22 protein-coding genes and 2 pseudogenes are annotated in these 23,627 nt (G+C 62.6%); 15 read left to right on the forward strand and 9 right to left on the reverse strand.

Annotated features, from left to right (window positions below):
• The first annotated feature begins 1 nt into the window (after position 1).
• From FJ972_RS24535 to FJ972_RS24560, 6 genes and pseudogenes are all read left to right on the forward strand, one after another.
• Positions 2-838: a PIG-L deacetylase family protein gene (locus tag FJ972_RS24535; RefSeq protein WP_140525134.1), complete on the forward strand. Its 837-nt coding sequence runs from the start codon at positions 2-4 to the stop codon at positions 836-838.
• Entirely contained in the window at positions 835-1,899 is a 1,065-nt protein-coding gene (locus tag FJ972_RS24540) for a glycosyltransferase family 4 protein (protein WP_140525135.1), read from the forward strand. Before FJ972_RS24535 ends, FJ972_RS24540 begins: the two co-directional genes overlap by 4 nt.
• A gap of 8 nt (positions 1,900-1,907) precedes the next feature.
• On the forward strand, positions 1,908-2,888 hold the full coding sequence (locus FJ972_RS24545) for a GNAT family N-acetyltransferase (RefSeq protein ID WP_181173498.1): 981 nt from the start codon (positions 1,908-1,910) through the stop codon (positions 2,886-2,888).
• 70 nt (positions 2,889-2,958) lie between these two features.
• Positions 2,959-3,630: pseudogene (locus FJ972_RS24550) on the forward strand (class I SAM-dependent methyltransferase); the annotation flags it as partial.
• A 258-nt stretch (positions 3,631-3,888) separates the two neighbouring features.
• Entirely contained in the window at positions 3,889-4,107 is a 219-nt protein-coding gene (locus FJ972_RS24555) for a hypothetical protein (RefSeq protein ID WP_224519089.1), read from the forward strand.
• A 185-nt stretch (positions 4,108-4,292) separates the two neighbouring features.
• Positions 4,293-4,445 (forward strand): hypothetical protein, encoded by a 153-nt coding sequence (locus FJ972_RS24560; RefSeq protein WP_181165412.1) that lies wholly within the window; start codon positions 4,293-4,295, stop codon positions 4,443-4,445.
• Here the strand turns inward: FJ972_RS24560 and FJ972_RS24565 are convergent, their stop codons facing one another.
• On the reverse strand, positions 4,446-5,009 hold the full coding sequence (locus FJ972_RS24565) for a sigma-70 family RNA polymerase sigma factor (protein WP_140498076.1): 564 nt from the start codon (positions 5,007-5,009) through the stop codon (positions 4,446-4,448).
• Between the two features lie 293 nt (positions 5,010-5,302).
• On the opposite strand from FJ972_RS24565, the gene FJ972_RS24570 reads away from it, so the two are divergent.
• Complete coding sequence (locus FJ972_RS24570; protein ID WP_140525137.1) at positions 5,303-7,414, forward strand: catalase; 2,112 nt, start codon at positions 5,303-5,305, stop codon at positions 7,412-7,414.
• Between the two features lie 69 nt (positions 7,415-7,483).
• Here the strand turns inward: FJ972_RS24570 and FJ972_RS24575 are convergent, their stop codons facing one another.
• The 3 genes from FJ972_RS24575 to FJ972_RS24585 all read right to left on the reverse strand — a co-directional run bounded on the left by FJ972_RS24575 (position 7,484) and on the right by FJ972_RS24585 (position 10,071).
• The gene (locus FJ972_RS24575; protein WP_140525138.1) at positions 7,484-7,972 is read right to left on the reverse strand and encodes a hypothetical protein; all 489 of its coding nucleotides are present in this window, start codon (positions 7,970-7,972) and stop codon (positions 7,484-7,486) included.
• An 85-nt stretch (positions 7,973-8,057) separates the two neighbouring features.
• Positions 8,058-9,353: an Nramp family divalent metal transporter gene (locus FJ972_RS24580; RefSeq protein ID WP_140525139.1), complete on the reverse strand. Its 1,296-nt coding sequence runs from the start codon at positions 9,351-9,353 to the stop codon at positions 8,058-8,060.
• 406 nt (positions 9,354-9,759) lie between these two features.
• The gene (locus tag FJ972_RS24585) at positions 9,760-10,071 is read right to left on the reverse strand and encodes a hypothetical protein (protein ID WP_140525140.1); all 312 of its coding nucleotides are present in this window, start codon (positions 10,069-10,071) and stop codon (positions 9,760-9,762) included.
• A gap of 460 nt (positions 10,072-10,531) precedes the next feature.
• Here FJ972_RS24585 and coxB point away from each other — a divergent pair, with 460 nt between their 5' ends.
• The 5 genes from coxB to FJ972_RS24610 all read left to right on the forward strand — a co-directional run bounded on the left by coxB (position 10,532) and on the right by FJ972_RS24610 (position 15,770).
• A complete protein-coding gene (gene coxB / locus FJ972_RS24590; protein ID WP_319023021.1) occupies positions 10,532-11,413 on the forward strand; it encodes a cytochrome c oxidase subunit II in 882 nt (293 codons plus the stop codon).
• A complete protein-coding gene (gene ctaD, locus FJ972_RS24595) occupies positions 11,410-13,353 on the forward strand; it encodes a cytochrome c oxidase subunit I (RefSeq protein ID WP_140525142.1) in 1,944 nt (647 codons plus the stop codon). The genes coxB and ctaD overlap by 4 nt, the downstream gene beginning before the upstream one ends.
• Positions 13,350-13,952 carry a heme-copper oxidase subunit III gene (locus tag FJ972_RS24600; protein WP_140525143.1) on the forward strand — a complete coding sequence of 201 codons (603 nt, stop codon included), beginning with the start codon at positions 13,350-13,352 and terminating at the stop codon, positions 13,950-13,952. Before ctaD ends, FJ972_RS24600 begins: the two co-directional genes overlap by 4 nt.
• A 1-nt stretch (position 13,953) precedes the next feature.
• The gene (locus FJ972_RS24605) at positions 13,954-14,295 is read left to right on the forward strand and encodes a hypothetical protein (protein ID WP_140525144.1); all 342 of its coding nucleotides are present in this window, start codon (positions 13,954-13,956) and stop codon (positions 14,293-14,295) included.
• Between the two features lie 104 nt (positions 14,296-14,399).
• Entirely contained in the window at positions 14,400-15,770 is a 1,371-nt protein-coding gene (locus FJ972_RS24610) for a c-type cytochrome (RefSeq protein ID WP_140525145.1), read from the forward strand.
• Positions 15,771-15,828: 58 nt separating this feature from the next.
• On the opposite strand, the gene FJ972_RS24615 is transcribed toward FJ972_RS24610, so the two are convergent.
• Positions 15,829-16,767, reverse strand: a complete 939-nt coding sequence (locus FJ972_RS24615; protein ID WP_140525146.1) for a LysR family transcriptional regulator — start codon at positions 16,765-16,767, stop codon at positions 15,829-15,831.
• Positions 16,768-16,892: 125 nt separating this feature from the next.
• On the opposite strand from FJ972_RS24615, the pseudogene FJ972_RS24620 reads away from it, so the two are divergent.
• From FJ972_RS24620 to FJ972_RS24630, 3 genes and pseudogenes are all read left to right on the forward strand, one after another.
• Positions 16,893-17,104: pseudogene (locus FJ972_RS24620) on the forward strand (tautomerase family protein).
• A 33-nt stretch (positions 17,105-17,137) separates the two neighbouring features.
• The gene (locus FJ972_RS24625) at positions 17,138-17,878 is read left to right on the forward strand and encodes an SDR family oxidoreductase (protein WP_140525147.1); all 741 of its coding nucleotides are present in this window, start codon (positions 17,138-17,140) and stop codon (positions 17,876-17,878) included.
• Between the two features lie 395 nt (positions 17,879-18,273).
• Positions 18,274-19,185: an alpha/beta fold hydrolase gene (locus tag FJ972_RS24630; RefSeq protein WP_140525148.1), complete on the forward strand. Its 912-nt coding sequence runs from the start codon at positions 18,274-18,276 to the stop codon at positions 19,183-19,185.
• A 222-nt stretch (positions 19,186-19,407) separates the two neighbouring features.
• Here the strand turns inward: FJ972_RS24630 and FJ972_RS24635 are convergent, their stop codons facing one another.
• The 4 genes from FJ972_RS24635 to FJ972_RS24650 are packed head-to-tail and all read right to left on the reverse strand — an operon-like array spanning position 19,408 to position 23,626.
• Positions 19,408-20,934: a M81 family metallopeptidase gene (locus FJ972_RS24635; protein ID WP_140525149.1), complete on the reverse strand. Its 1,527-nt coding sequence runs from the start codon at positions 20,932-20,934 to the stop codon at positions 19,408-19,410.
• Between the two features lie 9 nt (positions 20,935-20,943).
• Positions 20,944-21,894, reverse strand: coding sequence for an ABC transporter ATP-binding protein (locus FJ972_RS24640; RefSeq protein WP_140525150.1), 951 nt, complete (start codon positions 21,892-21,894; stop codon positions 20,944-20,946).
• Entirely contained in the window at positions 21,891-22,799 is a 909-nt protein-coding gene (locus tag FJ972_RS24645; RefSeq protein WP_413466341.1) for an ABC transporter ATP-binding protein, read from the reverse strand. Before FJ972_RS24645 ends, FJ972_RS24640 begins: the two co-directional genes overlap by 4 nt.
• Positions 22,800-22,804: 5 nt before the next feature.
• The gene (locus tag FJ972_RS24650; protein WP_140497347.1) at positions 22,805-23,626 is read right to left on the reverse strand and encodes an ABC transporter permease; all 822 of its coding nucleotides are present in this window, start codon (positions 23,624-23,626) and stop codon (positions 22,805-22,807) included.
• Position 23,627 lies beyond the last annotated feature (1 nt).

The following is a 23,627-nucleotide window of genomic DNA, read 5'->3' on the forward strand; positions in this document are numbered from 1 at the left end:
CATGCATCAACCGTCGGCAACCCTGGGCGAATTCGCGGCCCTGTTGACGGGCAGTGACGCAGCACATGGCTCCGCCATCATGGTCGTCGTCGCGCATCCGGACGACGAGACGATCGGCATCGGCGGGCATCTTGCCGGACTGCGGTCATGCCGCATCGTCCATGTCACGGACGGAGCACCACGCGATCTTGCCGACGCGCAAGCGCATGGTTTCGAGACATGGCAGGACTATGCCGATGCCCGCCGTGCGGAACTGACGGAAGCCTTGGCCGCGGCCGGCATATCGCCATCGGGCCTGACCGCTCTTGGCTATCCCGACAAGGAGGCTGCGGCGAATCTCGTGGCGCTCGCGCAGGAACTCGCCTGCCTTGTTTGCGAACCCGACATCCGCTTCGTCTGCACACATCCTTTCGAGGGAGGCCATCCCGACCACGACGCGACCGCTTTTGCCGTTCACGCGGCCTGCCATCTTCTGCGCCGTGACCGCCGGCCCGTGCCCACCATCATCGAAATGGCCTTTTATTCGGCTGGCCCGGACGGCCCGGTATTTCAGGATTTCGCCAGCGGCACCGGCAGTGATTGCATAGAGGTCTGCCTGACCGAAGCGGCCTTTCAGCAAAAGCAGCGCATGCTGGCCAGCCACCTGACGCAGCAGCGGACGCTGGCGCCGTTCTCGACCCACACCGAGCGTTTCCGGCTGGCGCCGACCTATGATTTCCTGAAGCTGCCCAACGATGGCAGGCTCTACTATGAATCGCTGCCGCTGGGTTTCGAGCCCGGCACCTGGCTGCATGCAAGCGCCCGTGCTCACGAGGCGCTCCGGCTCGACCAGCCATGACGCTCACAGTGCTCAATGTTGCCTATCCTCTCGCGCCGGTGGGACCGAACGCCGTTGGCGGCGCCGAGCAGGTGCTGTCAATGCTCGATCAGGCCCTGACCCGCGCCGGTCACCGGTCCATCGTCATCGGCTGCCAGGGTTCCAGTGCAAGCGGCATTCTGGTGGAAACGCCCGCCGAAGCCGGCGTGCTCGACCAGTCAGCAAAAAACCGGGCACAGGAGTCCCATCGCGCCGCGATCGCCGCTGCCCGCGCCCAATGGCCGATCGACGTGGTTCACCTGCATGGCATCGACTTCGACGCCTACCTGCCTGCCGACGGTCCGACCCTGGTGACGCTTCACCTGCCGCTCGACTGGTACCCGGCCGGGGCGCTGCGCCCAGGGCGCGACGATCTCTGGCTTCACGCCGTCTCGTCAGCCCAGCAAAGAACCGCACCGCCGGACGCAAGCTTGGTTGCCCCGATCCCGAATGGTGTCGATATCGACGCGCTGAACCAGCCGCGGCCCAGGGGCGACTTCGCCGTCGTGCTCAGCCGCATCTGCCCGGAAAAGGGCATACACCTGGCATTGGATGCCGCCAGGCAGGCTGATGTGCCGCTGGTCATCGGCGGGCGGGTCTATCCTTACGAGACGCATACCCAGTACTTTCGCGATGAGGTCGAACCTCGCCTCGATCGTCGGCGCTGCTTCCTCGGTCCGCTCGGCTTCGCCGCCAAGCGGCGCTTGCTCAATGCAGCACGCTGCCTGGTCGTTCCGAGCCTCGCCGCCGAGACCAGTTCGCTGGTCGCGATGGAAGCACTCGCCTGCGGCACACCGGTGATCGCCTTTCCAAATGGTGCGCTTCCCGAAGTGGTCGAGCACGGCAAGACCGGCTTTATCGTCAACAATGTCGACGAGATGGCGCAAGCAATTGTCGCGGCACCCAGCCTTGATGCCGAGACGTGCCGAAGCGAGGCGCGCCGGCGGTTTTCGCTCGAGCGCATGGTCTCGTCCTACATGAGCGCCTATCTGGCGCTGGCCCGGCTCGGCGCCGACCGCAGGCGTCTCGCCGCGGTGCGGTGAAAGAGCAGATGCTGCGCAGCGAGATCATCGGTGATCCAGAGCAATTGCATGCACTGGCGCCGCACTGGTGGAACCTGTGGGAGCAGAGTTCGTCGGCGACGCCCTTTCAATGTCCCGCCTGGCTGCTGCCGTGGTGGCGCACATTCGCTCCGGGGGAGCTGGCGACGGTCGCCATCTGGCGCGGCAACGATCTGGTGGGCCTGGCGCCGCTCTATCTCGAACCTGGCACGGAAGGCTCGAAACTGCTTCCGATCGGCATTTCCCTCAGCGACTATCTGGACGTGCTGTGTGTGCCCGGCAGCGAGGCCCAGGTCGCCGCTGCCCTTGCAGAGAAGATACTCTCGATCGAGTGGTCGCAGTGGATCCTGCCGGATCTGCCGCAAGGCAGTGCCGGTCTGGCGATCGAACATCCCGAATTGAAAGCCGATGGACTGGTCGGCCACGCCGTTTGTCCCGTGCTTGCCACCGACGGCGATGAAACGCTGGCGGGCTGCGTCCCTGCCCGGCGCAGACGCCAGTTGCGCCGGGCGCGCCGCGCCGCATCCAGACGCGGCCGGGTCGAGTTGTCGCCGGCACGAGGCGATCCTCAACTGTTCCTCGACCACCTGATAGGCCTGCACGGGGCGCGCTGGGCCGGAAACGGAGGCGGCGTGCTGGCCGACCCCGCCGTCGAGCAATTCCACAGGTGCTCGCTTCCCCTGCTCGACGCTCGAGACCTGACCCGATGCTGGGTGCTCGCCATCGACGGCAAGCCAATCGGCGTCTACTACGGATTTCACCATCGCGGCCGTGCCTATGCCTATCTTGGCGGTTTCGATCCTGCCTATGCCGAGGAAAGTCCAGGCGCGATCCTGGTCGGCCACGCAATCGCCGAATCGATCCGCGAAGGTGCGCGCGAGTTCGACTTCCTGCGCGGCCAGGAGCCGTACAAATATGGCTGGGGCGCTGGCGACAGGTGGACGATGCGAAGGACTTGGACGCGGAAATGAGACCATGGTTTCGATGGAACCAACATCCGTGCGCCGCCGGATAGCGGTCAGGCTGGCGGTCGAGGACTGTATGGCGGACGCTGTCAGTGCCGAGGCCGTCATCGCCAGGCTGGCGTTGCATCTCCACCCAGGCATCGGGGCAGTCGAATTGGCGGAGATCGTGGCGGAGATCGATCCGGTCGATACTCGAGACAGGGAAAGGCTCCAGCAGATAGCCGGGCTGCTTCGCCGCGGATCGGAGGTTTTTGCCACGTTGCAGAAAACGGGTTCTGCCGTTCGTCACGAACGCGACGACGACGAGACGGATGCAGATGTCGTGACGCGGCTGGCCTCGGGCTTTGATGCCGCGGCAGCGATTTCCCGGGTGGCGAGTGTCCAGTTGGCTTCCCTTGGCGATGAGGAAAGGCTGGCAGCCACGACCGACGAAATCGTTGCATGGCTGACAGCGCAAGACTTCACCGGCGCTGGACGCAGCATTCTGGACATCGGTTGCGGCATCGGGCGTTTCGAACGCGCGCTGTCGGCGTCCTGTGGGCGGGTCGTCGGTATCGACATATCGTCGAGGATGATATCGATCGCCCGTGAGCAATGCGCAGCGCTTGGCAATGTAGAGTTGCGGCGGACCTCAGGCCTGGATCTGGCGGAGTTCGGCGACGCGAGTTTCGACTGCGTTCTGGCGGTCGACAGTTTCCCCTATCTGGTGCTAGCCGGCGTGGCGGAGCGGCATTTCGGCGAAATTGCGCGCGTCCTCAAAAGGCCGGGCAGGCTGGCCTTGCTGAACTACTCATATCGCGAATCACTGTTTTTGGACCGCTCCGATATATGTCGCCTGGCGCAACGTCACGGATTGCAGGTCGTCATCGATGGCGAAAAGCCGTTTCGGCTGTGGGACGGCGACGCCTTCCTGCTTGCCGGCGTGACGGAACATTACCAGCCAATGCCAGTTCGGGCGTCGAACACAGCGACGCTGAAGAGCGGCGCCAATTCGAAGGAGGACAGCATGGCATCCGGCAGCAAGAAACATATCGGCCGTGGCAGCCACGGCAAAGGGGCCGGCGCCGGAGCAATGACCGAACTGGCCAAGGACAAGATCGAAGAGAATGCCGTTTTATCCAACAGGGACAAGAAGCAGCACAGCGAGGAACGCGGCCTGGACGGCAATCAGATCAAGTCCGATCAATATCAGGATCATGCCGCAAATCGATTGCCGAAGGACTGAAAGCGCCGCAGTGGATCTGTGACCTCGGCAATCGAGAGTGGAAGAAAAACCTGTGCAAGGGCTGCCGGCAACGGTTTCGGCACCGGGCATCTCCTTGTAATGGCGGTTGCTTGTCATCACAATAGGATGACGGACTGCCATCCATCCAGCCAGGGAATACGATGTCTCGTTCGAGCGATGATAGAATGGACCCGCGCGCAGGAATGGCGATGGATCAGGAGATTGCCTCTCTGCTGATCGCGATCGAGCAGGAAAAGGTTCCTGATCGCTTGACCAGACTGGCGATCGAACTGCAAAACGCGCTCCTTGCGAAACGCCGGCGCGACATAAAGAACTGACTATCTTCGGCTGTCGGCATCGATATCGATCTGCCCGTCCGACAGATGATTTCGTCTTTCCATCAGCGTCTGCAGCGAACTCTCCCCCAGGAACTCAAGAACGGCGGCGCGGGCACGGTTGAGCCGGCTTTTGACCGTTCCCACCGCACAGCCACATATCTCGGCCGTCTCCTCATAGCTGACACCTAGGACGCCGATCAGCATCAGCACCTCGCGCTGGTGTTCAGGGAGCCTCTGGATGGCGCCGTGAACTTCCTTGCTCTGAACGGTCCATTCCTGTGTGGCTTCCGAAATCGGCCTCGAGGACGCGCAGTCGAGCAGGCCAGGCGCTTCCCTGGCCGCGACCTTGACCCGGGTGTAGTAGGTGTTGCGCATGATCGTGAAGAGCCACGACTTCATGCGCGTGCCGGGTTCGAACTTGTCGATGTTGGCAAGGCCCTTCGTCAACGTTTCCTGCACCAGATCGTCGGCATCGTCGGGGATACGGCAGAAGGTGCGCGCGAAAGCCCGTAGCGCGGGTATCAGGTCAACGATGGAAACTTCATGGGTTTCCTGGTCGGCCAAAAGATAGCCTTCGCCTGACAATGGTCCAGCTCCCAGAAAGAAGTATGAATGCAGACCCCAGCTAAATGCATGGACGTTTGTATCGTTCCGGGCGTTGAAGACAACTCTCCAGAAAATTCTGATGCGGCCGAACGATCCTGCTGCGGCCGCGCCCCCCTTGCGCGCCGTCCACCAGCGTGTTCGCGCTGGCTTAGGATAGGCGCGACGCGCCGTTGTGCGGGAACAAAGCCATGCACCGGCAGTTCGGCGCCTTGAGCCAAGTCAGCCCACGGGCGTCAATCGAGGAAAAAATCATGGCCAAATCCGCACACCGTTCAGTTCCCAAATCGGCGCCTATGCACGATCAGAATGCCGCGCGCGGAAATGGCGGCGAATTGCACCAGATCGCGGAAGCCGACACGCCTGTTCTCACGACTGCCCTGGGGACGCCTGTCTCCGACGACCAGAACACATTGCGGATTGGCGAGCGCGGACCGTCTCTGATCGAGGACTCCCACTTTCGCGACAAGATCTTCCACTTCGATCACGAACGCATCCCGGAAAGGGTGGTGCATGCCCGTGGTTACGGCGCTCATGGCTATTTCGAGACTTATGAATCGCTGGCCAAATACACGCGTGCCGACATTTTCCAGCGCGCCGGCGAAAAGACGCCTGCCTTCGTGCGGTTCTCGACGGTTGCCGGCAACAAGGGCTCGTTCGACCTCGCCCGAGACGTGCGCGGCTTTGCCGTCAAGCTCTACACCAAAGAAGGCAATTGGGACCTCGTCGGCAACAATATTCCCGTGTTCTTCATCCAGGACGCCATCAAATTTCCGGACCTCATCCATGCTGCCAAGCAGGAGCCAGACCGGGCTTTCCCGCAGGCCCAGACCGCACATGACAATTTCTGGGATTTCATCAGCCTGATGCCGGAATCGATGCACATGGTCATGTGGATCATGTCGGATCGAGCGATACCGCGCTCCTTCCGTTTCATGCAAGGCTTTGGCGTCCATACGTTCCGCCTCGTCAATGCCGACGACGAATCCACATTCGTCAAATTCATCTGGAAGCCGAAACTCGGCATGCAGTCGGTGATCTGGAACGAAGCGGTCAAGATCAATGGCGCCGATCCCGACTTCCACCGCCGCGACCTGTGGGAAGCGATCCAGTCAGGAAACTTCCCGGAATGGGAGCTGACGGTGCAATTGTTCGACCAGGATTTTGCCGACAGCTTCGACTTCGACATCTTGGACGCCACGAAGATCATACCTGAAGAGATCATCGAGCCAATCCCGGTCGGGCGGCTGGTGCTCGACCGCATGCCGGAGAATTTCTTCGCCGAGACCGAGCAGGTTGCATTCATGACCCAGAACGTGCCGCCCGGGATCGACTTCTCCAACGACCCGCTTCTGCAGGGCCGCAACTTCTCCTATCTCGACACCCAGTTGAAGCGGCTGGGCAGCCCGAACTTCACCCATATTCCGATCAACGCTCCGAAATGCCCCTTCGCACATTTTCAGCAGGACGGGCACATGGCCATGCACAACCCGGTCGGCCGCGCCAACTATGAGCCGAATTCGTGGGGCTCGGGTCCCCGCGAGGATCCGCAACGCGGCTTCCGCTCTTTCGCCGACGCCGAAGAGGGGCAGAAGGTGCGTCTGCGGGCGGAGAGCTTCGCCGACCACTACAGCCAGGCGCGGCAATTCTTCAACAGCCAGACAGCGCCGGAGCAACGCCATATCGCCATGGCGCTGACATTCGAATTGAGCAAGGTGCAGGCACCGGCGATCCGCGAACGCATGGTGGCGCATCTGCTGAACATAGACGAAACGCTGGCGACTCAAGTCGCCGACAAGCTTGGCATTCGGAACATGCCCGACCCCGCCGAGACCGCCATCCCGCCGCGCGACGACCTGCCGCCGTCTCCGGCTCTCAGTATCATCGAGAACGGCCCCGACAGTTTCAAAGGCCGCAAGGTCGGCGTCTTGCTGAGCGACGGGGCCGACACGGCCCTTTTCGAACAACTTCGCTCGGCCATCGAAACGGAAGGCGCGGTCATGGAGGTGATAGCGCCCAAGGTGGGCGGCGTCGAGGCCGCAGACGGCACCCACATCGAAGCCAGACACATGATCGACGGCGGTCCGTCGGTCCTGTTCGACGCCGTGGTACTGCTCCTGTCCGAGCCGGGCGCCGAGTTGTTGGTCAAGGAGGCAGCCGCGAAGGACTTCGTGTCGGATGCCTTTGCGCATTGCAAATTCATCGGCTTCACACCGGGAGCCGCGCCTCTCCTGGCCAAGGCAGGCGTCGCAGCCGATGCCGATGAGGGATTGATGCGGCTGGACTCCGCAGCCTCCGCCAACACATTCGTGCAGGCTTGCCGCAAGCTGCGGCTGTGGGCCCGGGAAGCGGCCGTCAAGCTGTGACGCTATCGACCGGCACGGATTCCCGTCCGTGAGCGGCGGTTCGGCCAGCGGGATTCCAGTCGGTGCGGGCTAGGGGCGGTCTTGCTCCTTGGCCTCCCGCTGTTTTCTCAGCACTTCGTCGGTTCCGACCAGCTTCTTGGCTCCGCCTGGAATGGAGGTGGACACCACCGCTGGCGGGTCGCTTGCGGGAAAGGAATCTTCCAGACCGGCCTGCAGCTGATCCTCCAGCGTTTGCGGCTCTTCCGAGCGGCCGGGGGTTCTGCGGTCCTCTATCTTTTCCAGCGGTTGCTTCTTATCCGGCGATTCGTTCGCGTTCCTGATCCAGGCATAAAGCTGTTCGATCGCGAATTCCTTGATTGCCTCGAAATCGGCTCGATCGTCCTTGGTCGCCTCGATCTGATCGACCATGGCTTTCTCGAACCGGGCAAGGCTATCACCCCCGCAGGCCCGGGAAAGACGCAACAATGCCTCATGCAGCATCATCGGGGCGAAACGAGCCGAAGCCTCGAGTCTCAGTTGCTCTAAATGCTCTTGAGTGACGGCTTGGAGCTTTGACATGGACAGCCCTTTCTCTCACACGCATTTCAACGAGAGTTGACCGTGGATGTTCCACTGCGCCTGAACGTCCTTCCGCGCCGGCGAACTACATGAACCAGGTCGCCACCAGTCCCGCGGACGCCGCAAAGACCGCTATGGTCGTCACGCCGCCCAGAATGTTGGTGGCCCTGCTGTTGACCTTGTCGCCCATGATCTTGCGATTGTTGGTCATGATGAGCATGAGAAGCAGCAGAGGTGGCGTCGAAAAACCCTGCACGATGCCGGACCAGACCAAGGCTTTCATCGGGTTGAAGCCAAAGAAATTGAGACCCACCGCCACCAGGGTGATCACTCCCGTCGCGATGTAGAATTTGGGCGCATGCCGGGGCTTGGCGTTCAGGCCATTCTTCCACCCCATGGCCTGCGCGAAATCGAAAGCGGCGCCGGCAGTCATGACCGGCACCGCCAGGAAGCCGACGCCGATCACCCCGGCCGCAAAGAGAATTCCGGCCGCGTCGCCGGCAAGCGGCCGCAGCGCTTCGGCCGCCTGCGCCGCCGTTTCGATCTGGGTATGCCCCGCCTCGTACAGCGTCGATCCGGTCGAAAGGATGATGAAATACATGATCAGGTTGGAAAAGATCATGCCGATCAGGATATCGCGCCGGGACCGGCGGAGTTCACCCTCGGTGGCTCCCTTGCGCTCTTCGAGGCTCGTCCTGCCCTTGGCGATCTCCTCCTCCACCTCCTGATTGGACTGCCAGGTGTAGAGATAGGCGGACAGCGTCGTGCCGATGATGGCGACGATGATGGACAGATATTCGCGGCTGAACTCGATTTTCGGCAGCAAGGTGCCGCGCAGCACCGAGACCACATCCGGCTTGGCGAGCACAGCGGAGACCACATAGGCGAGCAGGGCCAGTGCCAACCATCGGAATATGTTGCGGATTAGCTTGTAGGATCCGAACATCTGCAAGGCAAAAATAATCATCGCGACACCGATGACGACCGAGTTTGAAGGCAGCGGAACGAACAGCACGACAGCCGCCGACATCGCGCCAAGGTCGGCGGCTGCCTCGATCGTGTTGCCGATCAGCACGCCCACCAGCACGGACCACAGCAGCCAACGCGGATAGAAATCGGAAATGACCTTGAAAAGACCACGGCCCGACACCTGGCCAAGTTTGGACGAGAGATAGACGACGATGTACATCATCGGGAGAGTGACAGGAGCCGTCCACAAAAGGTCGGGCCCGAACCGGGCTCCGGCACTCGCATAGGTGCCAATGGCCGAGCAATCGTCGTCAGCCGCCCCAGTGATCAGTCCGAGCCCGAGAGCGCGTGTGATGCCGCCGTCTTTTCGCTCTCCCTCGCTTCGGCCGGCATCGTCAGCTGCTCCACTCATGGGAGATGCGTGTCCAACGAGACCACACGGGAAAAAATCATGTCGATTGTTCCGACCAAGTGCCGATGCCGAGATTGAGGTTCGAACCTCCGGTCAAGCTTTTTGTTCCTGTGGAAGCCAACCGCCAATGAAACGCAGCGCCCGCCTTGGCCGTTGATGCGGCTGGAGCCGCATCGCCTTGAAGATCGACATGGATATGCCTGGGACCGACGGTCGAAAAGAGTGCGGTGAGGCTCTTCACCCGCACCTTCCCCTCGCCGGCCCGATCTATGGCGGGGCGGCGCTGCTCATGGCGACCCTCTGGATCCGGGAAAGCGGAAGGCGGCAGGCCCGACACGACCTGCGTGCCGTCTGACACCGAAGAATCGAAACAAAAAGCCAACCGCGGGGCGATCCACAGCCGCTGTCAGGCGGAACCTCGTCCCGGTAATTGCGTCTCTTCGCTGACCTGCTTCCGCAACTCCTCACGCGCGCGTTCCACCTGGCCCTCGTCCGCGGATTGCGAGGCGCTGCGCCCCGACCGATCCAGCCTGTCCAACTCGTGCTCGACCGTTTGGCGAGAGCCCTCCGCCGGATCCTCTTCCGGATGGCTGTCCGCAGCCTGTTCCTGCCGCGTCTCTTCCCTGCCTCGGCGGTCGTTGCGCGTCGCGTCCTGGCTGCGATCGTCCTTGCCTGCGACGCTTCGATTTCCGCCGGCCGTTTTGTCTGTGTTGCTCATGGCTAGTTCCTAAGCTTTCGCGGCGTGGAACCGTCCGATGCGCGTCCCGCGCCTTTGCCTGGAGAAACGGACATATCCGCCATTTGGTTGCGCTCCCGGCGCGCAAGCATCGGCCCGGCGCCAATCGCATGGCGGAGAAAAGCCGGCCATCGTTGCCAGCATCCTTTTACAGCGATTCGCGTTATCGCCTTGGCATCCATGGGGATTTCACATGGCAAGATGCACGGGCCCGTCCATCCGCCTGCGGCAACGGCGGCAATGGCCCATTGCGTCCGCCTTTGCACGTCCAGCTCGAAGCACGTCCGGCAGCCGTCTTCCAGGCGTCCTGAAATGGCTCGGCCTCGCGTCTACAGTGGTCTCGGCACCGGTCCTGAGCGGGTGCAGCGGCTGGCAATCCGCACTCCACGCACATGGTGCGAATGCCCGTGCGATTCTCGATCTCATCTGGTCTTTTGGCGCAGTGGCGACCATCACCTGGCTGCTCGTCATGCTGGCCCTGGCAATGGCGCTCTTCCATCAGCGCCGGGCACAAGCAGGACCCCCGCCGCTGGTCATCGACAGCCATCAGGAGCACAGGTTTAACCGCGCGGTCGGAAGCGCCGTCGCGGCGACCGTGCTGGTTCTCGCCGCGCTGACGATAACGAGCTTCTTCGCCGGCAAATCCATCGCCTCGCTGGGCGGAAAGGAGACGCTCACCATCCGCATCACAGGGCATCAATGGTGGTGGGAAATACGCTATCCCAACGATGATCGGTCGCGCATGATTGTCACGGCGAACGAGATCCATCTTCCCGTCGGCGAACGGGTAAAGGTGGAACTCGATTCGACCGATGTCATTCACAGCTTATGGGTGCCAAGCCTGGCCGGTAAAAGGGACCTCATTCCGGGCCGGCCGAGCGAGATCACCCTCATTGCCGACAGGCCTGGTATCTATCGCGGCCAGTGCGCCGAGTTCTGCGGCTACCAGCATGCTCACATGGCCGTCACCGTCATCGCGGAAAGCCGCGAAGCGTTCGAGGCATGGCGGTCCAGACAAGACGCCGCCGCCATCGCGCCTGCCAGCGAGGAGGAACGCCGCGGCCAGCGGGCTTTTCTTTCCACCGGTTGCGCGCTCTGCCACACGATAAGGGGGACGCCGGCCAAGGGAGCGGTCGGGCCCGACCTTACCCATCTCGCAAACCGGCGTGCATTGGCCGCCGACACGCTGGCCATGACACCCGGCGCGCTCGCCGCGTGGATCGCCGATCCGCAATCCACAAAACCCGGCGCGAAGATGCCGCGCATTGCTCTCAGCGCCGACGATCTTCGTGCGGTCGTCACCTATCTTGGAAGTCTTGAATGAGTGGCGTTGCCGGGAAGACGGCTAGGCGAAAACAGGAAGCGGCCCTGAAAGGCATCCGCGACACCGGGCTCGACGAGGCAAGACTGCACGACTATCTGGCGCATGCCTGGCGGACGCCGAACGGCCTCTATGGTTGGCTGGTCACGGTCGACCACAAGCTGATCGCCCGGCGCTATATGGTGACGGCCTTCCTGTTCCTCGCCCTTGCAGGCCTGTCGGCACTTGCCATGCGGTTCCAGCTTGCCACGCCGGAGGCACGCCATATCGGCCCCGATCTCTACAACCAGCTCTTCACCATGCATGGCACGACGATGATGTTCCTGTTCGCCGTACCGGTCATGGAAGCGTTCGCCATCTACCTGGTGCCGCTGATGATCGGCACCCGAAACGTCGCCTTCCCGCGGCTCAACGCCTTCAGCTACTGGGTCTATCTCTCCGGTGGGTTGATGATCTGGATCGCCTTCGCTTTCGACACCGGCGCGGATGCCGGCTGGTTTTCCTACGTGCCGCTCGCCGGACCTGAATATGGGATCGGCAAGCGCCCCGATTTCTGGGCGCAGATGGTGACCTACACCGAAGTGTCCGCACTCGCGGTCGCCGTCGAGATCATCGCGACTGTGTTCAAGCAGCGCGCCCCTGGCATGTCGCTCGATCGCATCCCGCTCTATGTCTGGTCAGTCCTCGTCATGGCTTTCATCATATTGTTCGCCATGCCCGCGGTGATGGTGTCGAGCACCATGCTGATCCTCGACCGGCTGGTCGGCACCAGGTTCTTCGACCCGGCGGCGGGGGGCGACGCACTGCTCTGGCAGCACCTGTTCTGGTTCTTCGGCCACCCGGAGGTCTATATCATCTTCATTCCCGCGACCGGCTTCGTCTCGGCTATCCTGCCGAGCTTCGTGCGCCGTCCGGTCTTCGGCTATCTCGGGATCGTGCTGTCGCTGATCGCGATCGGCTTTCTTTCCTTCGGCCTGTGGGTGCACCATATGTTCGCCACGGGCCTGCCGCAGCTCGGCGAAAGCTTCTTCACCGCCTCCTCGATGATGATCGCCATTCCGAGCGGCATCCAGATCTTCTGCTGGATCGCGACGATCTGGGGCGGCCGGCCGATTTTTGCCACGCCGCTGCTTTTCGTGCTCGGCTTCATTTTCACCTTCGTGATTGGCGGGCTGACCGGAGTCATGGTCGCCTCGGTGCCGCTCGACCTGCAGGTGCACGACACCTATTTCGTCGTCGCGCATTTCCACTATGTGCTGGTCGGCGGCGCCGTCTTCCCCCTGCTCGGCGCCGTCTACTACTGGTTTCCCAAGATCACTGGCCGCATGCTGTCCGAAAGGCTCGGCCGCTGGAATTTCTGGCTTGTCTTCATCGGCTTCAATCTCACCTTCTTCCCGATGCACATCCTTGGCTTGCAAGGCATGCCGCGGCGCGTCTACACCTATCCGCCGGCGAGCGGCTGGGGCGGCACGAACCTGTTCATCAGCATCTCGTCGCTGGTGGTGTTCGCCGGCTTCGCGCTTCTCGTCCTGAACATGCTGCTCAGCCTTCGCAACGGTCGCCTCGCGGGAGACAATCCCTGGGGGGCGAGCACACTGGAATGGGCAACGACGTCGCCGCCACCTTCCTACGATTTTTCGCGCCTGCCAGTGGTGACCCATCGCGAGCCGCTTTGGGCCGAACCCGACATACTCCCGGTGGTCGAGGGCCTGCGCGTCGATGCGCGCGAAGTGCTTGCCGGCACGGTCGCCGATGCGGTGCCGCAACTGCGCGTGCCATCGGCCGACAACTCGATCTGGCCGCTGCTCTCGGCCGTCGCCGTGGGTGGCGCGTTTCTGGGCTCGATTTACACGCCATGGGCGGTGGTCTGGGGCGCGATACCGGTCTCGATCGGCTTTATCTGCTGGTTCTGGCCGAAAGGCGAGCCGGAGGACGAAGAATGAGACACCGGCCAACCGTCGACGTCAGCCACCTGCCCACCTATGATTTTGGATCGGCAAGCCCGATCTGGTGGGGAACGGTGGCCTTCATCACCCTTGAAGCAACCGGTTTTGCCCTGGCGATCGGCACCTATTTCTACCTGGCTGTGCAGGCGCGGCATTGGCCGATCGGAGCGCCGGCACCCGATCTCCTGCCGGGCACGGCAATATTGATCATTCTGCTTGCCAGCGCCGTCCCCAACCGTCTGATCGATCTTTGGGCGCGGCGGCAGGACCTTGTGAAGGTGCGCATCGGCATCGTCGTCATGTCGATCGCCGGAATTCTTCCCCTGATCGTGCGCATCTGGGAATTTCCCGCGCTCCGGATCTCCTGGGACCAGAACGCCTACGGGTCGATCGTCTGGTTCCTGCTCGGCCTGCACACGACACACCTCCTCACCGATGTCGGGGACACGATCGTGCTCGCCGTTCTCATGTTCACCAAGAAAGGCAACACCGGACGCCACTTCAGCGACGTGTCGGACAATGCCTTCTACTGGGACTTCGTGGTCGTCTCATGGGTCGTGCTCTATCTCGTAATCTACTGGGTTCCGAGGATGTAACATGCAGGCGATCCGCACGGGCGTTTCCTGGGCAGGCATGGCCACCGGACCAACGGCGTGGGCGATATCGCTGCAGCTCGACTATTCAATCGCATATTGGCAATGCGACGCCGGGTTTCAGCCCACTGTTCTGTTCTCGCTGACAGGCGCCGCCGTCGCGGCGCTGGGCGTCCTGTTGTCATGGCGCGCCGTTCATGATCCAGGGCACGGCACGAGCCCGCCCCTGAAGGCGCGCACGCGCGCGTTTCTGGCCAGGACTTCGGTAGGCATCGGGGCCCTGTTCACGCTCGTCATGCTGGCGCAAATGGCGGCCGGATTGATCTTCAGCGGATGCGAACTGTGACTGTGCAGCGGAGCCGACGAGCGGTCATCCGCCCTGGGCAGCGTTTGCGTTGGCCTGCTGCAAGCGTTCCGTTCCTCGCCGTTCTCCTACGAATCGCGGCCGTCATGGCGTCGCTGGCGCCTGGCACGCCGCTGCGGGCGAACGAGATCCAGAAAGGCGAATATCTTGCCCGAGCCGCCGATTGCGTCGGCTGCCACACGTCCAATCCGAGCCGGCCTTTCGCCGGAGGCTATCGGGTGCCGACGCCGTTCGGCGATGTCTATTCCACCAACATCACACCGGACCCCGACACAGGCATCGGGCGCTATTCCGCCGACGAATTCGTGCGAGCCGTGCAGAAAGGCGTCAGACGCGACGGGGCCGATCTCTATCCCGCCATGCCATATGACAGCTTCGTCGGGATGAACCGCGAGGATGTGCTCGCGATCCGAGCCTACCTGCTCACGACCGCGCCGATTTCTCAGCCGTCGCCGCCAAACATACTGCCCTTTCCATTTAACCAGCGCTGGACGCTCTGGTTGTGGAAACTTGCCAACCTCCACGCCGGCGGCTTCGGACCAGATCCAAGCCGAACCGGCGCATGGAACAGGGGCGCCTACTTGGTGGAGGTGCTTGGCCACTGCGGCGCCTGCCACACTCCAAGGAATACGACGTTCGGCATGGATGAAGATCGCAAGCTTGCCGGCGGCAGCGCCGGTATCTGGCAGGCGTTCAACATCAGCGGCGACAAGATCGCGGGCATAGGCGGCTGGAGCGATGAGGAGCTGTTTCGGTTTCTCAAGACCGGCGCCATGCCTGGAAAGGCATATGCGGGCGGTCCGATGGCGGAAACGGTCATGAACAGCCTGCAATATCTTTCGGACGACGACATTCATGCCATCGTCGCCTATCTCAGGACCGTGCCCGCCCAATCGGGAGACGAGAAGCGGCCGCGCTTCGCGTGGACCAATCCGCCCGCAGCCGCCCGCGATGCCGGGACGAAGACCAGCGTGGAGGGCAGCGGGGTCGCGGTGGGCGACGATCTCTACCGGTCGCTCTGCTCGGGATGTCATGGCCTGAATGGAGGCGGATCGGCGGATGGCACCTATCCATCACTGACCAACAACAGCACTCTCGGCGTAACCTCGCCTGAGAATGTCGTCATGACCATCCTTGAAGGCGTCAAGGCAGGCGGCGTCGCGGGCCGCAAATCGATGGCGGCCTTTGACGGCTGGCTGGACGACGGCCAGGTGGCGGCCCTTGCAAACTATGTGACAGCGCGCTTCGGAAACCCGCAAGTCAGCGTCACGGCAGCCGATGTGCGCCAGATGCGGGCAGGCTCGACGACAGAGCAGACGGTGCTGGTTCTGGCGGCCCAGGCGCTGGTGGCGGGCGGCATCGTATTTGCGCTTGGTCTGGCGCTTCTGCTCGCCAGACGCCTTCGCCTGAGAATGCACCAGAGGCATCTCATATTCGTGTCGAGGGGCAGGCCATGAGACGGTGTGCCGAAGCGTGGTGTACCTGTTCCGCCTTTCCGTGCAACGATGAACTGCCTCAGCTTGATATCTCGACCGAGCCCTTCTGAGAGGAACTCCCGGCAGCGCCGCGAGGGGCGCGAAAGACGTCCGCCAGCCAATCGATGAACACCCTGATCCGCGAAGACAGATGGCGGCTCTGGGGATAGAGCACGGATACGGGTATCGGCGGTGGTGGGAAGGTTTCCAGTATCGGAACCAATTCCCCGGTGGCGATCTGATGCTCTACGCGATAGCGCGGGACCTGTATCAACCCGAGCCCGGCGACGCCGGAGGCCGTGTAGATTTCGGCGCCCCGGACGACGATATCGTAGGGCAGTGGAATTTCCCTTGCCGCGCCGTCCATCTCGAATTCCAGCGCGTACGGCTGCCCTGTCGCGGAGGCGGTATAGGCAACCATGCGATGGCCGCCGAGATCATCCGGTGTTGAAGGGACGCCGTGACGTTCAAGATAGGCTGGGCTCGCCAGGGTGAGTTGCTCGAATGCGGTTATGTGGCGACCGACCAGAGACGAGTCGGACAGTTCGCCGGCTCGCACGACGCAATCGACGCCTTCAGTGATGAGGTCGACCATCCGGTCGCCTTCGCTGAGGCTGAGCGAGATGCCGGGATAGCGCGTGATGAACTCGGGCAAGGCGGGCATGACGAAAAACCGCGCGATGGTCCCCTGCATATCCACACGAAGCGGACCCTTGGGTTCCGCATTCCTGAAGACGCTCTCCACCTCATCCAGGTCCGCAAGGAGCCGGATGCAGCGTTCATGGTAGAGTGCGCCATCGAGCGTCGGCCTCACATTTCGGGTTGTCCGTTCGAGGAGCCGAACGCCGAGATCCGCTTCCAGGCGCTGGATCGCATGGGTGGCAGTGGGCCGCGGAACCTGCAGGTCCCGCGAGGCCTGGGCAAAGCTCCCACGCTCGACGATCCTGACGAAGAGCCGCATGACGTCGATACGATCCATGACCATCTCGTAGTCGATTGTTATGGCTTTTGAAATGGTGATGTTGAAATCGGCTTTCTAGTGCTGGTTTTAAAAACGGCTATCTTCACACCATTCAAGTCCTCAGATCGACAGGAGTGAAGATCATGCCTTTCGTCAATTTCAAGGTCCCCGAGGCGGCGCTGAACCGGGCCCAGAAAGAAGAGATCGTCCATCGGGCCACCGCGATGCTCGTGGAATATTTTCCGAGGCCGCTCGGCCGCATACCATGGTCCTGATCGAGGAGGTCAAGGACGGCGGTTACGCCCGCGCCGACGAGGTCTTCGTGATCCCGCAGGAATATCGAGCGAAGGATTGATGTCGGCAACAACACGGCAAAGGAACAACGACAATGACCACCTCAACGAACAAAGTTGCGATCGTCACGGGAGCGTCTCGTGGCATTGGAGCGGCCATCGCCCGCCGACTGGCGAGCGACGGCCTCACGGTCGTCATCAACTATGCAGGTAGCACCAAAGCGGCCGCCAAGCTGGTGGACGAGATCGAAAAGGCCGGCGGTCGGGCCACCTCCTTCCAGGCCGATGTCAGCGACCCCCAAGCTGTGAGACGGATGTTCGATTCCGCCGAAGCGGCCCATGGCGGCGTCGACGTGCTGGTGAACAATGCCGGCATCATGAAGCTCGCACCGGTCGCTCAATTTGATGATGCGACTTTCGATCAGACCATCGCGATCAATCTCAAGGGCACGTTCAACGGCCTTCGCGAGGCGGCGAGGCGCCTGCGCGACGGCGGCCGCATCGTGAACTTCTCGACCAGCGTCGTCGGACTCTACCAGCCGACCTATGGCGTTTATGCGGCCACCAAGGCCGCGGTCGAAGCGCTCACCCACATTCTGGCGAAGGAGTTGGGATCCCGCGCCATCACGGTCAACGCGGTTGCGCCGGGGCCGGTGGCCACCGAGCTTTTTCTCGAAGGCAAGGATCAGGCTACGCTCGATCGTATCAAACAGATGAACCCGCTCGGCCGTCTGGGCGAGGTCGACGACATCGCGCGCGTCGTCTCCCTGCTGGTTGGACCGGACAGCGGCTGGATCAACGGCCAGATCGTCCGAGCGAATGGCGGGGTCATCTGAGGAACAGGATCATGAAGCAAGTCCGGCTCGGATAGGGGAAGGCTTTCCGTGAACGGGCTGCCTCGGACGGAGGTCGACAAGAGCGGCCTGATGGTCGCATGCCAAGGAACCCGATCGCGCCGTCCTCGTTGGGCAGGGATGCAGACCCACGCGCGCTTCATCATGCCGTCAACCGCGGCCACAAATGCTCGACATCGCCTTTCTGGAGGAAGGCGCGAAGCATGACACAGCGGCTTTGCTGCTGCACGGCTGGCCTGACGACGCTACCACCTGGGTTTCTGTCGCCGAGAGATTGTCCAGGGCCGGAATTCGCACCATCGCACCATGGCTGAGAGTTTCGGTCCGACCCGCTTCCTGTCGGATTCCTCGACAAGTCTCTGGATACGGAGGACGAGATGATTGCGAACTGGACTCTGCCTGAACGCTTCATCTACCGCGGTCATGCGATCGCCTGGGGCACGCTCGGCGAGGGACAGGCTGCGATCCTCCTGCACGGCTCGCCATTTTCCTCGCTGGTGTGGCGGCGAATTGCACCGTGGCTCGCGCGGCACCGTCGGGTTTTCTATTATGATTTGCTGGGTTTCGGGCAGTCCGACAAGCCGGACGCCGACGTCCTGCATGGTCTTCAGAATGGACTTTTCGCGGCGCTGGTAAAGCACTGGGGTATAGAGCGCCCGGACGTCGTCGCGCATGACTTTGGCGGGTCTGCCGCGCTGCGCGCCCATCTCATGGACGGCATCGACTACAGCAGCCTGATGCTGATCGATCCTGTCGCAATCAGCCCGCAGGGATCCGCGCTGGTGCAGGCGGCCAAGGTGCACCAAGACGTTTTTGCCGGTCTACCAGCCTATATCCATGAAGCCGTCCTGCGCGCGTATATCGGTGCCGCAGCGAAGCACAAATTGCGCGAAGAGGAGATGCGGCTTTACCTCCAGCCTTGGCTTAGCGAGGAGGGCAAGAAGGCGTTCTGGCGCCAGGTGGCGCAGATGGACGACAAGTACAGCGAAGAGGTCGAGGACCGCTACGGTGAAATCCGCTGCCCCGTGAGCATTCTTTGGGGCTCCGAGGATGAATTTATCCCGTTGAAAGATGGTGAAGAACTCGCGCGGCGCATCCCAAACGCTCCATTCATTGTCGTACCGGATGCGAAGCATCTTGTTCAGGAGGACGCGCCAGAGGCTATCACCGCAGCCGTTCTCGACTTCTGGTACCGGGACGACCCGCGTCACGATGCAGCGCGGACGCCGCCGTTTTCCCAGCCTCGAAGAACGGCCGGGGCAGGCCCGCGGGCCGGAGCGAATAGATGAGCTGAAGCGTATCGCAAACGTGGCGATGTCTTGACGGTCGGTGATCGATAGCACCGCGTCGCCACGCGTGTGCGCGGCATCGTACTGGACGGTATCGAGGGCGCGCTGAGGAGGAGGATGGCGAGGTCAAATCCGGTCGACATGCAGGGCCTGCGAAGAGTGCGCTCGCTGTCAGCATTCGCATCCAGGAAGGGGCCGTCTGCACTGGCCCGCTTTGGTAATTTAGAATGTGTCGACCAAGGGACGAACGAAGCGCTCGAAATCCTTGTCGAGCGGCCAGAGCGGGCGCGGCGCGTGGATATAGGGGCGCCGCTCTGCCCGCGGCGTTGCCAGCGCGCCCGCATCGCAGACGATGACCTTGCCCGATATCGGCTCGAATGCCGCCCGGAAATGCTGCATCGATTTCAGGACCAACACGCGGCGAGCCGTCGGTTCTATTCCGAAGGCCCGCAATTGCTGAAGGTCGACCATCTGCTGCGCTTCTGAAACGACCAGGACTTCGATCCCGTCGACATCGATTACGGCGGTGGGTCCGAAACTATGGGTGAGCCCGCCTTGAATCGGTCCGTCACCGACATAGCTGCCCTCCGAAAGCCTGGTCAGCACACCCGTCACTGTTAGCGGGCCACCGCCGAAATTGGGGTCGCCCCTGCCGCCAATCGTCACCGTGACAGTCTCGCCTTGCCGGTGACGGTGCAATTCATTTGCCGCTTGAGGATCGATCATCGGCGCGAGTACCGCACCCTTTACTCCCGCATCAAGCAGGCCCTTCAACAGCGCGGTCGAGTCGCCGTAGGAACCGGCGCCGGGATTGTCGGCGTAATCGGCGATGACAAGTGGCTTGTCGCCGCGCCAGGCATGCGCCTCGGCAGCCGCCTCGTCGACCTCGATGAAAACATTGCGCTTCTTGGTCCGGCCCTGCCAGATCCTGTCCGCAAGTTCCTCTGTCACACGCATGGCGGCTGGCTTGGCGCCGGGATCACGGCTGTCATAGGTTGCGAGCACGGTGGGACCGACGCAGGACACGTCGGCGCCCGTGAAGGCTGCATTGACGGAAACCGCGAGCAAGCCCTCGGCCTCGGCCTCGCGGGCGCGGTCATAAAGGGCCAGCGTCTCGGGAATGTCGGTGCGGCCGGAATTCGCTTCGTCCAGCATCGGCACATGCGCCCTGACGGTCCGGGGCGCGATTTCACCTTTCATTGCGCGATCCAGGATACGGGCGGCATGCGCGCCGATTTCGCGCATGTCCACATGCGGATAGGTCTTGTAGGAAACAAGGATCTGCGCGTCCCGAACCATGTCTTCGGACACCATCGCATGAAGGTCGAGCGTTACCGCAACAGGAATGTCCGCTCCAAGTTCGGCCCGCAGAAGGCCTAGCAGATACCCTTCCCCGTCCGGGCAAAACTCAGGCACCATCGAGCCATGAAGTCCAAGCAGCACTCCGTCGAGGCGGCTCTTGTTCGAACGCGCTGCCTCCAGGACAATACCCGCGATGTGGTCATAGGCAGCTTTCGTCACCCGCCCCCCGGGCACGGCATGTGCCGAAATCGCGTGGATCACGTTCCAGCCCGCCGGTTCCGCCACATCCATGAACCCAGCAAGTTCGGTGTTGGCGTTGCGGCGGGCGCGGATCGCGTCGTCGCCAAGGAGAAGCGTGTCCACCTGAAACTGCGGCAAATCGGTGCGGAAGCGCGAGAACGTATTGCTCTCGTGCATGAATTCGCAGGTAAGGACGGTGAAGGTCATCGGCAATTCCTATTGCGCGAGGCGGACGCGATGACCGCGGCCGATCTCGACAAGCTCGCTTGACTCGGGTTCTTCGTCGGGGTCCGGACGGCGCGAAATGTCGGGCGAAAAGCGGGCGGCGTCTGGGACGAAGGCAGCATCTGGCAAGGCGCGTGCCCCGGTCAGGATCGCGTCGGGATCGGGAACCGAACCGATCAGGCGACGCGTGTAGGGATGCGTTGGGCGGCTGAAAATCGAATGCCAGTCACCCTCTTCCACCACGCGGCCGAAATACATGACGGCAACCCGGTCACTGACATGCTCGACCACGCTCAGATCATGGGAAATCATGATGTAGCTCAAGCCCAGCGTTTCCTGCAGGTCCATCAGCAGGTTGATGATCTGCGCCTGGATGGACACGTCCAACGCCGACACCGGCTCGTCCAGCACCAGGATCTTCGGATCGAGCATCAACGCCCGCGCGATGCCGATCCGCTGGCGCTGCCCACCGGAGAATTCATGCGGATAACGGTCGGCGTGATCGGGCGTCAGGCCGACACGGGTCAGCATCTCGGCGACGCGGTGGCTGGCCTCGCTTCCCTTGGCGATTCCATGAAGGGAAAGCTGCGAGGACAGCATGCGGCCGATGGTCTGGCGCGGATTCAGCGACGCATACGGGTCCTGAAACACCATCTGAGCGATGCGCGCGCGCTCCTTGCGGGCGGGAGCGCCAGGGCCTGTCAACGGCTTGCCCTGGAACAGGATTTTTCCCGAAGTCGGCTCCTGCAGGCCCATCACGGTCAGCGCGGTGGTGGATTTTCCGCAGCCGGATTCACCGACGATGGACAGGCACTCTCCCTCGTTCAGGGTCAGATTCACGCCCTGAACGGCACGAAGCGTCCGCTTTGGCCCCAGCAGCGAGCGACGCGGCAGCGGGAAATGGACGTTGAGGTCGCGGATTTCCAGAAGAGGCTGGTTCATGCGATCGCCTCCAGGCCAAAGCCGCGCGGCGTGGTCAGCGTCGGTGCGTCATGTCCACGCTCCTCGCTGGTCACGACCTGGTCCAGTTCGGTCAGGCGGGCTCGTCCCACCAGCGTTCGCGACCCCAGGCGCGGGCGCGCCGCGAGCAGGCCTCGGGTATAGGGATGCAGCGGATTTTCGAACAAAGCCTTGGTGTCCTGCTCCTCGACGAGCCGCCCCCGGTCCATGACCCCGACGCGCCGGCACATATTGGCGATCACGCCCAAATCGTGACTGACCAGCAGCACGGCCGTTCCTTCAGCCGTGCAAAGTTCGGCAAGCAATTCCAGGACGCCTGCCTGGACCGTCACATCAAGTGCGGTGGTCGGCTCGTCCGCAATCAGCAGGTCGGGACGGCAGGCCAGTGCAATGGCGACCATGACGCGCTGGCGCATCCCTCCCGACAGTTGATGGGGGTAGGACAGGGCGCGTTCCTCGGGCGCCGGCACACGAACGCTTTCCAGTGCCTCGACGGCTTTCCTGCGCGCATCCGACCACCCGAAGCCCCTGTGAACGACGAACATTTCCGCGATCTGACGGCCAATCGCCATCAGCGGATTGAGCGCCGTCATGGGCTCTTGAAACACCATCGCCATACGGTCGCCGCGCAGACGGCGCCTGGCGCGGCTGCCAAGCTTCAACACGTCCTGGCTCCGGAAGAAGATCGAGCCGCCGGTCACCTCCAGCGGGCGTTTAAGCAACCCCATCACCGAAAGGCCGGTGATGCTTTTGCCCGAACCGGATTCGCCGACAAGTCCGTAAGTTTCCCCAGGCAGGATATCGAAAGACACGCCGTGAAGGATTTCGTTCCGCTTGCCGACGCCGATGCGCAAGTCGCGGATGGACAGAACAGGGTCGGGAAGAATGCCGCTCATGCCTGCCTTATCCTCATATGCGGATCCAGCATGTCGCGCAGCCCGTCACCGAGCAGATTGAAGCCAAGGACCGTGGCGAAGATTGCGAGGCCGGGGAACAGCGAGGCCCAGGGGGCGGTGCGGATCAGTTCGCGCGCGTCGGTCAGCATGTTCCCCCAGCTCGGCTGTGGTGGCCGGATGCCGACGCCGAGGAAAGACAGTGCAGCTTCCGCCAGAACCGCGCCGCCGATGCCAAGTGTCGCGATGACCAGCACCGGACCGACGATATTCGGCAGTATCTGCGTGCGCATGATGTTGGCGTCGCTGAAGCCGGCCGCCCTGGCGGCCTGCACGAAGCCCTGATTCTTGAGCGACAAGGTGGAGCTGCGGGCGATGCGGCAGGTCCAGGACCAGTTGGTCAGGCCCAATGCGATCAGGAGGCTTGGCAAGCCGGGTCCCAACACCGCCATGATGGCGAGCGCGAAGACCAGGGATGGGATCGCCAGCATGACGTTGGTCAGCCCGTTCACCAGGTCGTCCCACCAGCCTCCGAAATAACCGGCCGAAACCCCAAGCGCCATACCGATGCACGAGTTGATCAACTGCGAAACGAGGCCGACGGTCAGCGACACCCTGGCGCCGTAGAGGATACGGGAAAAGACGTCGCGACCCTGCCCGTCCGTGCCCAAAAGATGGTCCCAGCTCGGCGGCATTTCAGAATTCATCAGGTCGGCGTCGAATATCGGGTTGTACGGGGCAATCCAGCCGGCGCTGACGGCTGCGGCGACCACGAGCAACGCCAGCGCCAGGCCAAGGGCGAAATTGAAACGCAACCGCATG

The organism is Mesorhizobium sp. B2-1-1 (assembly GCF_006442975.2).
GTDB lineage: Bacteria > Pseudomonadota > Alphaproteobacteria > Rhizobiales > Rhizobiaceae > Mesorhizobium.

Coding starts and splice junctions, on each gene's coding strand:
- FJ972_RS24535 (WP_140525134.1), top strand. CDS start 2: ATGCATCAACCGTCGGCAACCCTGGGCGAATTCGCGGCCCTGTTGACG.
- FJ972_RS24540 (WP_140525135.1), top strand. CDS start 835: ATGACGCTCACAGTGCTCAATGTTGCCTATCCTCTCGCGCCGGTGGGA.
- FJ972_RS24545 (WP_181173498.1), top strand. CDS start 1,908: ATGCTGCGCAGCGAGATCATCGGTGATCCAGAGCAATTGCATGCACTG.
- FJ972_RS24555 (WP_224519089.1), top strand. CDS start 3,889: ATGGCATCCGGCAGCAAGAAACATATCGGCCGTGGCAGCCACGGCAAA.
- FJ972_RS24560 (WP_181165412.1), top strand. CDS start 4,293: ATGGACCCGCGCGCAGGAATGGCGATGGATCAGGAGATTGCCTCTCTG.
- FJ972_RS24570 (WP_140525137.1), top strand. CDS start 5,303: ATGGCCAAATCCGCACACCGTTCAGTTCCCAAATCGGCGCCTATGCAC.
- FJ972_RS24575 (WP_140525138.1), bottom strand. CDS start 7,972: ATGTCAAAGCTCCAAGCCGTCACTCAAGAGCATTTAGAGCAACTGAGA.
- FJ972_RS24580 (WP_140525139.1), bottom strand. CDS start 9,353: ATGAGTGGAGCAGCTGACGATGCCGGCCGAAGCGAGGGAGAGCGAAAA.
- FJ972_RS24585 (WP_140525140.1), bottom strand. CDS start 10,071: ATGAGCAACACAGACAAAACGGCCGGCGGAAATCGAAGCGTCGCAGGC.
- ctaD (WP_140525142.1), top strand. CDS start 11,410: ATGAGTGGCGTTGCCGGGAAGACGGCTAGGCGAAAACAGGAAGCGGCC.
- FJ972_RS24600 (WP_140525143.1), top strand. CDS start 13,350: ATGAGACACCGGCCAACCGTCGACGTCAGCCACCTGCCCACCTATGAT.
- FJ972_RS24605 (WP_140525144.1), top strand. CDS start 13,954: ATGCAGGCGATCCGCACGGGCGTTTCCTGGGCAGGCATGGCCACCGGA.
- FJ972_RS24610 (WP_140525145.1), top strand. CDS start 14,400: ATGGCGTCGCTGGCGCCTGGCACGCCGCTGCGGGCGAACGAGATCCAG.
- FJ972_RS24615 (WP_140525146.1), bottom strand. CDS start 16,767: ATGGATCGTATCGACGTCATGCGGCTCTTCGTCAGGATCGTCGAGCGT.
- FJ972_RS24625 (WP_140525147.1), top strand. CDS start 17,138: ATGACCACCTCAACGAACAAAGTTGCGATCGTCACGGGAGCGTCTCGT.
- FJ972_RS24630 (WP_140525148.1), top strand. CDS start 18,274: ATGATTGCGAACTGGACTCTGCCTGAACGCTTCATCTACCGCGGTCAT.
- FJ972_RS24635 (WP_140525149.1), bottom strand. CDS start 20,934: ATGACCTTCACCGTCCTTACCTGCGAATTCATGCACGAGAGCAATACG.
- FJ972_RS24640 (WP_140525150.1), bottom strand. CDS start 21,894: ATGAACCAGCCTCTTCTGGAAATCCGCGACCTCAACGTCCATTTCCCG.
- FJ972_RS24650 (WP_140497347.1), bottom strand. CDS start 23,626: ATGCGGTTGCGTTTCAATTTCGCCCTTGGCCTGGCGCTGGCGTTGCTC.